We start from the raw sequence: 12581 nt of genomic DNA, 5'->3' as shown, positions 1-12581 counted from the left end.
ACGTGAATTATCAATAGTATTAGCAGAGAACTTTCATCTGTTTGAAAATTGACAAAATATAGTTGTTTAGGTATATATAAATAAGTATTATTATTGGTAGTTAATTGGATGCTACTATTTACATATATTAAAATTTATAATGAGGATATGAGATTATGAAAAAATATAAACCAACAACAAAAGAAGAATTAAAACAATTAGTATTCACCAACAACGGTATAAAACTTGGTGATATTGATACAAGTCTTATTACAGATATGAGCGACCTTTTTAATAAAAGTGAAAGAAAAGATTTTGATGGCATAGAAGAGTGGGATACTTCTAATGTTGAGAATATGTCTTATATGTTTGCATATATGAACTACAATGTTTTGGGACAATATTCAATGACAGAGTTTAATTCTAATTTAAATAATTGGAATGTATCAAAAGTGAAAAACATGATTTATATGTTTGCTTGTTGTACATATTTTAATCAGCCTTTAAATAAATGGGACGTTTCAAATGTGGAAAATATGGCTGGCATGTTTTTGGGTGCTAAAAAGTTTAATCAGCCTTTAAATAATTGGAATGTATCTAAAGTGAAAGATATGAGCGATATGTTTCATAACTGTGAAGCATTTAATAGACCTTTGGACAAATGGGATGTTTCTAATGTTAAAGATATGTCTAATATGTTTAATGTGGCTTTGAAATTTAATCAGAATATAAATAATTGGAATGTATCTAATGTTGAAGATTTATCAAAGACGTTTCGTTATTGTAAAGCTTTTGATCAGCCTCTTAATGATTGGGACGTATCTAATGTGAAAAATATGCAACATATATTTGAGGACTGTGAAAATTTTAATCAACCTTTAGATAAATGGGATACTTCTAATGTTGAAAGTATGGAATTTGCATTTAGAGCATGCGGTAAATTTAATCAGCCTTTAAATAGCTGGAATATGTCTAAAGTAACAAATATAGAGCATATGTTTGCTTTTACAGAAGAATTTAATCAGCCTCTTGATAAATGGGATACAAGAAATGTCATTAGTGTAATGTTGTTGTTTGCCTATGCACGCAAGTTTGATCATTATGAATCTTTAGCGAATTGGAATTTAGATAGTTTACAAGCTATAAGTATAATTTGTGATGATAAGGATATGGATAAATTACCTACAAGAATTCAAGTATATAGGCAGGCATTTTTTCCTAAGGCCGATATTATAAGTATAACAAAATTTAATGTTAAAGAAATATATGAGCTTATTGCAGATGATAAAAATAAAAAAGTTGTAAGATTGAAAAAAAGACTTGAAAGTGATTTCTCATCAGAGCTTTCATTTGTTACAAATAATTATAATTTCAAAACTATAGAAAAAGCAAAAAAGTATGCTGAAAGAAATTACAATGCTAAAAAATATGATAAGAAACTTGAATTTATAAAGAATTGCCATGTATTAATAAAAGATAAATCAAGAGAAGTAAATATCAATCTTATAAAGTATATATATTCAGAATATTTGTCTTTAAAGAAAACTATTAAAAAATTAGAAAAAATTGATAATATGGTTAATTTGCTTGATTTAAAATCATTTGTGAATTTTACTAAAGAGATTTATTTAAAAAATAAAGATGAAGTTATCACCGCTTTTGTTTATGCTATGTACGGAGGAGATGAAGCTTTAAAGAAAATATCAGAATTAATGAATACTATTGAATCAAAAAATCTACTTACAATGATAAGCTTCAATATAGAAAGCAGATATGCTCAGAGTTTATTATATAAAATATATATAAATTCAACTAAAAGTGCAATTCGTAAAGAAGCAGTAGAAATGATTAATGAGTTACTTGAAAAAATTAATATAGGTTATACTGAATTTAGATTAAGATGTATGCCTAATTTGGGATTCAATTCTAAAGGTGAAAAAGAATTAAATAAAGATTATAAATTAATTGTTAATAATGATTATACTTTAACTCTATTCGATATAAAAAATAATAAAGAATTAAAAAAAGTACCTCAAAATCTTGATAAAAAATTAAAAGATAAAATAAAAGAATTGGGTAAAGAAGCAGATAAGTTTATTAATCATAGCTCACATATTTTAAGTATTATGTTAATAGACGGTGATATATTGAGTTATGACTTGTTTAAAGAAGTTTTTATTGATAACTATTTAATGAATAAATTTGGTTCTGGTTTAATATGGAATCTATATGACAAAGATAAAAACTTTATAACAAATTTCAGATATACAAACGATGGAAAATATTTAAACATAGAAAATGAAAAAATAAAAATTAATGCTGATAATTTTATGAGTTTGGCAACTCCTATAGAAATGGACAATGAAACTATAGATAGATGGAGAAAACAAATTGAAGATAGTGAATTATCACAGGCTATAAATCAATTAACACAAATAAAATTAAATAAAGATAATCTAAAAAAAGAAATAAAGAAAATAAAAAATATAGATACAAGCTACGGAGCTTTTAAGTTTTTTGCTCAAAAATATGATATGCATACTAATGATGTATTAGGAGATAATGACACTATAACATATACATTTACAGCAAATGACGGAGATATTTTTACTATGTCTGCAAAAGTTGATGAGGATATAGAATATGATGATTTAGTAAATATTAGTATTGATTTCAAAAAGGGTGAAAATAAAAAAGATATAAGTAACAGATTTGTTTATACTTTATTAGTATTTATAATTTTGGATTTTAGATTGACAGATTTATTTTAATAAATACTAAAAGTTTTTAAGTTTGTCAATTTTTTGTTGTTCTTTTGGCGAAGCCTACCGCACTCCATACTTAAAAAGTATTCCCTACGGTCGCAGGCGGACTTCGTCAAAGAACCTATATACTCAATAAATTTGTATATGCTATACGAAAAATGCAATTGCTAGAACTTTATATTTTAAGAATATGTATTAAATATTGTATAAACACTAGTTTTAGATCAAAAATGCAGTTGTTCGCGAAGCGTATCCGAGTTTATTGAGGATATAAGGTTCTCGCCGAAGGCGGGCTGTACCTTATACCAATACTATACCTACACTTACAGTGGACTTCGTCAGGTACTCCTTTCAGTCGCAGTACTTCCTTCTGTTGTAAAAGAACTGGGGTGCTGCACGCTGTGTACTTTGTAAGGGTAAAGCCCTGCAGATATTTAAAATTTAAAAAAATTATTTTTGACAAAATATAGTTGTTTAGGTATATGAAATTATTTTTTATTAAAAATATAATTTATGCGATAATGAAAGGTACTCATCTGCGTACACTAAATATAATTCTTTATGTCATATAGCAGATTAAATGGTGATTTGATTTAAAGATAGTTAGGAGAAGATTATGAAAAAATATAAACCAGAAACGAAAAAAGAATTAAAAAAATTAGTATTTACTGACGGTATAAAACTTTGTTATATTGACACAAGCCTTATCACAGATATGAGCAGTCTTTTTTTGAAAGTAAAAGAAAAGATTTTGAAGGCATTGAAGATTGGAACGTTTCTAATGTTACAAATATGGATATGATATTTGCATATATGGGCTATGAGGATTTGGTAAAATATCAAACTATAGATTTTAATCCGGATTTAAGTAATTGGAATGTATCTAAAGTTAAAAAGATGAGTAATATGTTTGCATATTGTTCTAATTTTAATCAGCCTTTAGATAAATGGGACACTTCTAATGTTGAAGATATGTCTTTCATGTTTTTGCAGGCAAAAGCTTTTAATCAGCCTTTAAATGATTGGAATGTATCTAAAGTAAAAGATATGAGAGGTATGTTTAAGTTAGCAGAAAGTTTTAATCAGCCGCTTGATAAATGGAATACAAAAAAAGTAACTAATATAGAGTTTATGTTTAGATATGCAGAAAAGTTTGATCATTATGAATCTTTAGAAAATTGGAATTTAGATAAATTAAAAGATATAACTTTAATTTGTGATGATGAAAATAAATTGTATACAAGACTTAAAGTATATATGCAAGCCTTTTATCCTAAAGAAGATTATATAACTATAACAAAAGATAATGTAAAAGAAATATATGATCTTATTGCAAAAGATAAAAATAGGAGAGTTGTAAAATTAAGAAAAAAGCTTGAAGAAGATTTTTCATCAGAGCTTTAATTTTTTGATTTTATGTATACTAATTCAAATTAATTGTATTAAAAATTATGAATAAATGGTATTTAAGAAAAGTTTTTAATAATTATGAGCTTTATTGTAATGATGATAATATTTGTGATAAAGCTCCTATATTAGAACTTATTGATATTATAAAAAATAAATATGATGGTGCTGTATTTCAAGATGATTATTCTAATATTATGTATGGAGAGTATAGTAAGAAAGTCATTATAGATGGAATTGAATTTTCTATAAGTGAAGAATTATATACTTTGGTATTTAGTACTGAAAATACAAATGGAAATCATATTATATTAGAAATTTCTGAAATATTAAATGTTAAAATATGATAATAGACTTGTTTTTTTATATTTACCATGAATACAAGTCTATTATCATTTAATTATTTATCTTGAATTTTTAAACTGTCTATTGCAGTGTTTAATTTGCTTTTTAATTCTTTTTTGTTTATTTCATTTCTGATTTCATCTTGATACATTTTATTGCTGTTTTTTAAACTTTCTATTTGAGTATGGCCCATTTTGAATATTTGTTCTAATATATTTTTAGCATCTTTGTATCCTTCTTCAAGACGCATTTTAGCTCCTTCAAGAGAGAAGTCCATTGCTCCAGTAAAGAAATTTCCTATATCATTACTTGGTACAACTTCATAAACTTTGCATTTATCAGATTTTTCTATGGCAGCATCTTTATATAAATTTATTGCTATTATCTCATCACAGCCTTCATCATATAGGGGCTTCAAAGGTAAATTATTTCCATTTAATATTTCCATACCGCCGTCTATATAATTAGTGCCTTTTATTTTTTGCCTTCCAAATATTACAGGTATAGCACTTGTAGCCATCATTATTTCTTTTATTTCCTGATGAGTTTTACCGTTTAATTTAAAATATTCAACATTTATTGTTTTTAAATTTACTGTTGTAGCATATATTGGGTATTTGTATTCGCTTATAATATCTATATTTAAATATTTTTCTATTATCTCTATTAATCCCTCACGGCTGAATATACCGTTTGATGATATAAATGAATTATTCTTATCTATTTTCTTTTTGGATAAAATTTTATCTTCTATTTCATTTGTCCAAATGTATTCGGATATTTCATAATTGTTTTGAGCTATTAAACATGCATTAAGAACACCTACAGAAGTTCCAGCAATAGCTTTAATCATTTTATCAATTTTATATTCTTTTAAAGCTTTCCAAACTCCTATTTGATAGCTTCCAAGTCCGCCGCCTCCGCCTAACACTAATCCTAATTTTTTCATAAATGCTCCGTTTTGTATTTTTAAATTTTTGTTAAATATACTCCCCAAAAATCACTTATAAATTCTAAATAATCTTTTTTATTTTTATCAGTAGTTTTCTCTAATTTCTTTGCTATTTTATTTTCGTATGTTTTTATTTTTTTATATTGATCTTCTAGTTTTTGTTTAAATTTGTATATCTCTTTATTTGAAGAATAAGATTCAAAATATTCATTTAAATATTTTAATGTATTTCCATAATCTTTTTTTATTAAAAATATTTTTGCTATTTCTTTATAACATAAAGGTTTTTCATAATGCTTTATTTCTTTTATGAGAAGTTTGTATAAACATTCTATTTTTAAATTATGAGCTTCTTTATTACTTTGATCTTTTGATAAAATTATACTGCATTCTTGAATAGTTTTTTTATATTTCTTTTCAAGAAAATATTGTTTGGCTAAATCCATTCTTTCTTCTATGCTGATAAAACTATTAACACTTGGAACATTAATATTTTTTGATGCCATTTTTAATTCATTCATTATTAATATTACTATTTCATAATTACTTATTTCAGCATTATAATTAAAATTACAAACATTAATTCCATAATCATTTATAAGATGAAGTTTTATAGTATCTGGGTTAATATTTTTATGGCTTTTTCCAAGAGTAAGTATTGAATTTATTATATAGTTTTCTTCTTTATTTAATTTCTCTAGCTTTTTGATTCCACTTAATATTGGTATAATAAATTCAGGTAAATTGTTATTGTACTTAACATTATAAAATATTTTATTTGTAAAATTAGGTTTATCAATTAATTTAGAATATATATCTGATATTTTAATTTTATTATTTATATCTATATTAAAATCCAATAGTATTGATTTGATCATGTAAATATGTTCTTTGTTTATAGTTTTTTCATTATCATAAGAAATCTTATGGAATAGATCATTACTTAAAGATATTATTTTTTCTATGCTATCCATATCTTTATATTTTATGTTATCGAATTCAAGCATATTAGTAGAAGCTTTGAATTCAAGTAATTGTACTTTTTTCTCCAAAGTTTCTATTCTGTTTGATTCTTCATTTATTTTATTTAATATGAAATTGAATGACTCTCTAATATTATTACATATAGTTACAAGTTCTTTTTCAATATTTTCTTCTATGTTATTTAATTTATTATTAATATATATCAAGCCTTCATAAGTAATTTTATTTTGTTTAGCTAAGTATTCTATCATTTTTATAGATGCATTTTTTACTATAGCATAATTGTAATCAACTTCACCTCTTATCTTTCTATTTTGACCTGTTATAGAGTTAAACATATTACTAAGAAAACCTTGTTTTGCAAGAAATTCAGTTCTTGATTTTCCAGCACTTAAAGATGATACAGCTTCTATGGTTAATTCAGTAAGTTTAGTAGAATTTTTTTCGTATTCTTTTATATTGTTTAATATGTATTCTTGTATAATAGATTTATCTTTTTCATTAATATCATTTTCGTAAGGTATAGTCAAATCCATAAATAACTCCTAAATGCCATAAATAGACGGATATATTATACAGTTTATTGATTTTTTTAACAATTATATTTATGTATATAGTTATAATTTGTGTTTGATTAAATTTTTTAATATGATATAATGTTTCAAAATTTTGTAATAAGGGTTTAAAAAATGAAACTTCATAGTTTAACATTTAAAATACCGCTTATTATGGGACTTTCTATTACATTATCAATTTTTGTAATAACAGTTATAATGTTTTTAATATCATTGAAGTCTGTTGATATAGCGGCTCAAAATGGATTTGAAACTACAGCTGTTGCTTATGAAAGTACAGCTAATCTATGGATAGAACATCAAAAAACAATATTAGATGGTTTTGCTACTAATGCAAATATTATCAATTATTTATTGCAGCCAACTGAAGAAAATTTCAATTTGGCTGAAACTGCTTTGGTTAATTTTAAAAACTCAAGACCATCTACATCACATTTTACACTTTTAAATAAAAATGGAAATGTTTTAGCTGATTCAGAAAATGGAGCATTAAAGAATTATAATAATGGTATTGATCCGCATTTTAGTTTTTATAGTGATAATTTGAAAAATAATAAAATGGGTATAGTAAAGTCAGCAATTACAGGCGAAGCGGTTTATAAAATGTATACAGATGTAAAAGATGCTGACGGAAATATTATAGGTGTTTTATCATCACATATAGACTGGTCGGACTTTATATATCATTGTATTTCTTTTGCTAAAGTTGGTGAAACTGGAAATATAATGATAGTTGATGAAGATAAAAATATAATTGCTGATAAAGATGAAACTAGAATATTAACTAAGCTTGAGAATTTTAATGCTTTTGATAAATTAAATACATCAGGTAAATTTATTAATCATTATAAATATAATGGCAAACTTTATATGATGTATTTGAGTCCTATCATTTATCCTCATTGGTATATACTCGTTACAATTGAAGAAGATGAACTTTATAATCCTGTTAGATTTATGTTAACTTTGCCTATATTTATTGGTATAATTTTAACTATTGTGTCTATAATTATAATTTGGTCTTTCTTAAAATATATTCTCTCTCCTATAAATGAGGCAGTAAAAGAGGCTGAAAATATTGCTAATGGAGATTTAACAAGTATTATATCAGAAAAACATTTAAATAGAAAAGATGAGATAGGGGATATACTAAATAGCTTTACTCAAATGAAGAAAGTTATAAAAGATATAATTAAAGTTGTTAATTCAAATATTTCTCAAACGAAAAGAACAGCTTATAGTTTATATTATTCAAATAAGGATTTATCAGACAGAACACAATCTCAAGCTACAGAGATAGATCAAACCACATCTTTTATGGAAAATATATCATCAGCTATAAAAGAATCAACCACTAATATAAGATCTATAAGCGACAGTATGGTAAATGCTAGAAATGATATATCAAATGCTGGTTCTATTATTAATGATACAGCTAAGAATACTTCTTTAGTTTTTGAGTCTAGTAAGAAAATAGGTGATATTATAAAGATAATTGAAGATATTGCATTTCAAACTAATATACTTGCATTGAATGCTTCTGTAGAGGCAGCACGTGCCGGAGATCAAGGCAGAGGTTTTGCAGTTGTTGCTTCAGAAGTTAGAAATTTGGCTCAAACTACTTCTGAATCAGCTAAAAATATTACTTCATTAATAGAAGATAGCAATGATAAAATTAAAAGAGCTACAGATTCGGCTAATATGTCTCAGAAACTATTTGCTGATATAGAGAAAAAAATTGATAATACTACAACTATTATGGAAAATATGGTTAATACTATGCATAAGCAGGAAGAAGATGTTAATAGAATAAATACATCTATGCTTAATATAGATTCTAAAACCAAAGAAAATTCTAGTCTGGTAGACTTTATGAAAACTTCTTCTAGCGAATTGGAAAAGCAAACTAATGATTTCTTTAGTGCTATGAGCTTTTTTAAGACCGGTGTATACCGTTTAGAATGGTCTGATAATTATAATACTAATAATACTCATGTAGATGAACAGCATATGAATCTTATTAATTTTATAAATGACATATATTCAGCTATATATGAGGACGATGTAGAGAGAGTGAAAAATATATTTAATATGACTTTAGATTATACTAAATATCATTTTTCAGATGAAGAGAAATTACAAAAAGAAAATGCCGATAAATATAAAAAAATAAAGGAGCATTTTGAACAGCATAGAAATTTTGAATCTTTAGTTGCGAAAAAAATTGAAGAATTAAATTCTGCAGCTGATTGGAAAAATACAGCTTCTGATATGGCTAATATATTAAGTAAATGGCTTATTCAGCATATAGGTGTTTGGGATAAGGAATTTGTAAAAACAGCTGGTATATACGACCATTAAATTATTTTTTTATGTAAAATATGAAAATTGTTATTTTTATTATGAGTTTTGTTTACATAATTATTAATTTAACAATTTTTATTGTATTAATTTGAATAATAATTAAAAAAATTATTACAAAAATATAAATATTTCTTATATTTAAATAGATTATTTATTATAGTTTATTGATAATAATTGCTTTTAAGTTTAAATTATCATGTTGATATTGTTTTTGATTGATGTTATTATTAATGAATATAATAGTGATGGGGACAGAATATGAAGATATACAGTTTAAGATTTAAAATACCTGTTTTATTTGTAAGTGCTATAGTATTATCTACTTTTTTGAGTATATGGATAGTATTATTATTAAGCATAAAAGTAATAGATGAAACAGTTGAAAGTGGTTTTGAGTCCACATCCATTTCCTATAAAAATTTGATTAATTTATGGCTTAGTGATAATAACAGTTCTATGGAAAATTTTGTTACTTCTGAAGCTTTAATAAATTTTTTACAAAATCAGGATAATCCGGATTTGAAATTGAGAGCAGAAGAAGCATTGAAATATTTTAAAAGTTCAAAGAATTCATTTGTTAATTTTATCTTATTAGATGTTAATGGAAATGCCATAATAGATTCAGAAAATGGAATATTAAATAATGTATCTATGGATAGGAATGATAATGGCTGGAAAAATTTTGTTTCAGGCGGTTATAATTCCGGAGGGGAAGAAAGTATTACAAAATCTGTAGCTACAGGAAATCCTACTTATAGAATATGGAGAGGAGTAAAAGATAATACAGGCAGAGTAATTGGTGTATTATCAGGAAATGTTGATTGGGGCGATTTGATAAATAGATATGTACTTAATGTTACGGTTGGAAAAAGCGGAAAAATATCTATTATTGATAGTAATAAAAAAATATTAGCTCATCCGGATAATAATAAAATATTAACGGTTGCTGATAATTATGCCCCTTATGATGAAGTAATAAAAAATGGCGACGGCATAATGCATTATAAAGACACTGATAAACAAGGTTATTTAATGTCATATTATAATATAGATGGTACAAATTGGTATATTATAATAAGTATACTAGATAAAGAATTGTATTCTTCATTGGGTAAAACGGTATTATTTGCTATTTTATTTTGTTTAGTAATAATTGCGGTTGTAACTGCTGTTATTGTTGGATTTACTAGAAGATTAACATCTCCATTAAAAGAAGCATTAAGAGTTGCTAACTTGATTTCCTCAGGTGATTTAACTTTTGATATTAATGAAAGATATTTTTCTAGAAAAGATGAAGTAGGTGAGTTGATAAGAAGTTTTGATAATATGAAAAGATCTATAAAAGATATTATCAGTATTGCTAACTCTAATGTAGCTTTGACAAAAAGAACAGCTTATTCTTTATCATATTCTAACAAAGATTTAGCATCAAGAACTTTAAGTCAGGCAGCAGACTTAGAGAAAACAGCTGAGGCTACAGAAGAAATTTCAAGTACGATCAGAAAAACAGCTGATAATGCAGCTATAATTAATGATATGATGATAAATGCTAGAAATGCAGTTGAGGAAGCTGGAAGCATCATTGCTGAAACAGCACAAAATACAAGTCAGGCATTTGAATACAGTCAGAAAATTAGCGGATTGGTAAAATTTATTGAAGATATAGCTTTCCAAACTAATATACTTGCTTTGAACGCATCTGTAGAGGCCGCAAGAGCAGGTAATCAGGGAAGAGGTTTTGCGGTTGTTGCTTCAGAGGTTAGAAATTTGGCTCAGACAACTCAAAGTTCAGTTAATAATATTACTTCATTTATTGCTGAAAGTAATGAGAAAGTAAAAAAAGCAACAGACTCTGCTAATATGTCAAGAACTTTATTTGAAGATATTGAAAATAAAATAGAAGAAACTACAAGAGTTATAGCTGATATGGCCAATACTACTAAAGAACAATTAATAGGTATAGACAGTATTAATTCAGCTATGTCAAATATGGATGCTCAAACTCAAGGAAACAGTTCATTAGTTTCATCTATGCATGAGTCTTCTAAAGAATTGGAACAGCAAATGGAAGATTTATTTAATGCTATGAGTTTCTTTAAAATTGGTGCTAGAAAATTAGAATGGTTAGATCAATATTATACACATAATAAAACTATAGACAGTCAGCACGTACAAATTATTGAATATGCTAATAAAGTTCATTCTGCTTTATATAATGGTATTAAAGATGATGTTGATGAAGCATTTAAAGGTGCTATTAATTACACAAAATACCATTTTTCAGAAGAACAAAAAATACAAGTTGCTAATAAAGATAAATATCATAAAATTAAAGAACATTTTGAAGAACATAGAAAATTTGAAAAAGCTATTGATGATCAATATAAAGCATTTAAATCCAGCAGTGATTGGCGTCAGGTAGCAATTGATTTTTCCGAGCTTTTAGCTAAACTCTTAATAGAACATATAGGTGTATGGGATAAAGAGTTTGTTAGAATTGCCGGTATACAAGATTCTTAAAATTATTTCCAATTAGAACCAAAAGGAGAGCTTTCTATAAGTCTATTGTAGAATAGCTCTCTTATTTTATTTAAAAACTTTTTTGTTTCATCGCTTGAATAATCAGCATAAGTCCATTCTAATTCAGTGTATCCTTTTTTCTTTTTATATAATAATGTTAAATCAGCAAATACACCGTCTTTTAAATATATTCTATGTGTGAAATTTTTATTTGTAACTAGAATAAAATTTTCTAAAGTTAATATTGCAGGATCTATATTGATTTTTCTATTTTGTTTATCATCTAAATATTCTTTTTCTATATTATCAGTTATTCTTTTTACATCACTGATATAATCTCTTTCTATCATTTTATTAAAAACTATGAATCTTTTATTTAAAGAATCTCCCATTTCATCTTTATAGTATGCAGAATGAGAAAATAAATATTCATCGCTAATAACTTCTATTTCTCCAAAGTTATTAATAAGTTTTTCTAATGCAGAATTATATATATTGATGTCATTGTACATTAAAGCCATAACAAGCACAGCTTTTGATTGTTTTAATACTTTACTCATACTGATATATTACATTATTTTTATTTATTTTTCTATAATCTTTATAATAAAAAATAATTTGCACAGGAGCCAGACATATTGCATTAAGTATTCCTTAGTTTTTTAAAGTATAACATAGGTGTATCATAAT

Annotated in this window: 7 protein-coding genes and 1 pseudogene; 5 read left to right on the top strand and 3 right to left on the bottom strand. The window is 25.4% G+C overall.

The features are described from left to right. Positions 1 to 155 precede the first annotated feature (155 nt). The 3 genes and pseudogenes from Q0K52_RS13190 (at position 156) to Q0K52_RS13180 (ending at position 4498) form a co-directional block, all read left to right on the top strand. A complete protein-coding gene (locus Q0K52_RS13190) occupies positions 156 to 2750 on the top strand; it encodes a BspA family leucine-rich repeat surface protein (protein WP_297300171.1) in 2595 nt (864 codons plus the stop codon). Between the two features lie 610 nt (positions 2751 to 3360). After that, positions 3361 to 4145: pseudogene (locus Q0K52_RS13185) on the top strand (BspA family leucine-rich repeat surface protein); the annotation flags it as partial. A 50-nt stretch (positions 4146 to 4195) separates the two neighbouring features. Beyond that, complete coding sequence (locus Q0K52_RS13180; protein WP_297300169.1) at positions 4196 to 4498, top strand: hypothetical protein; 303 nt, start codon at positions 4196 to 4198, stop codon at positions 4496 to 4498. Between the two features lie 53 nt (positions 4499 to 4551). Here Q0K52_RS13180 and Q0K52_RS13175 read toward each other — a convergent pair whose 3' ends face one another. Together Q0K52_RS13175 and Q0K52_RS13170 are read right to left on the bottom strand one after the other, a co-directional pair. Further along, positions 4552 to 5445 (bottom strand): patatin-like phospholipase family protein, encoded by an 894-nt coding sequence (locus Q0K52_RS13175; protein ID WP_297300168.1) that lies wholly within the window; start codon positions 5443 to 5445, stop codon positions 4552 to 4554. Between the two features lie 20 nt (positions 5446 to 5465). Continuing rightward, the gene (locus Q0K52_RS13170) at positions 5466 to 6968 is read right to left on the bottom strand and encodes a hypothetical protein (RefSeq protein ID WP_297300167.1); all 1503 of its coding nucleotides are present in this window, start codon (positions 6966 to 6968) and stop codon (positions 5466 to 5468) included. 153 nt (positions 6969 to 7121) lie between these two features. Here Q0K52_RS13170 and Q0K52_RS13165 point away from each other — a divergent pair, with 153 nt between their 5' ends. Together Q0K52_RS13165 and Q0K52_RS13160 are read left to right on the top strand one after the other, a co-directional pair. Next, positions 7122 to 9368, top strand: a complete 2247-nt coding sequence (locus Q0K52_RS13165; protein WP_297300165.1) for a methyl-accepting chemotaxis protein — start codon at positions 7122 to 7124, stop codon at positions 9366 to 9368. A gap of 261 nt (positions 9369 to 9629) precedes the next feature. After that, positions 9630 to 11891 carry a methyl-accepting chemotaxis protein gene (locus Q0K52_RS13160; protein WP_297300162.1) on the top strand — a complete coding sequence of 754 codons (2262 nt, stop codon included), beginning with the start codon at positions 9630 to 9632 and terminating at the stop codon, positions 11889 to 11891. A gap of 2 nt (positions 11892 to 11893) precedes the next feature. Here the strand turns inward: Q0K52_RS13160 and Q0K52_RS13155 are convergent, their stop codons facing one another. Continuing rightward, on the bottom strand, positions 11894 to 12451 hold the full coding sequence (locus Q0K52_RS13155) for a DUF4416 family protein (protein ID WP_297300160.1): 558 nt from the start codon (positions 12449 to 12451) through the stop codon (positions 11894 to 11896). Positions 12452 to 12581 lie beyond the last annotated feature (130 nt).

It is taken from the genome of uncultured Brachyspira sp. (assembly GCF_944390845.1).
Classification (GTDB): domain Bacteria; phylum Spirochaetota; class Brachyspiria; order Brachyspirales; family Brachyspiraceae; genus Brachyspira; species Brachyspira pulli.
Note: the sequence above shows the minus strand (reverse complement) of the source record. Positions and strands in the feature narration are given on the sequence as shown.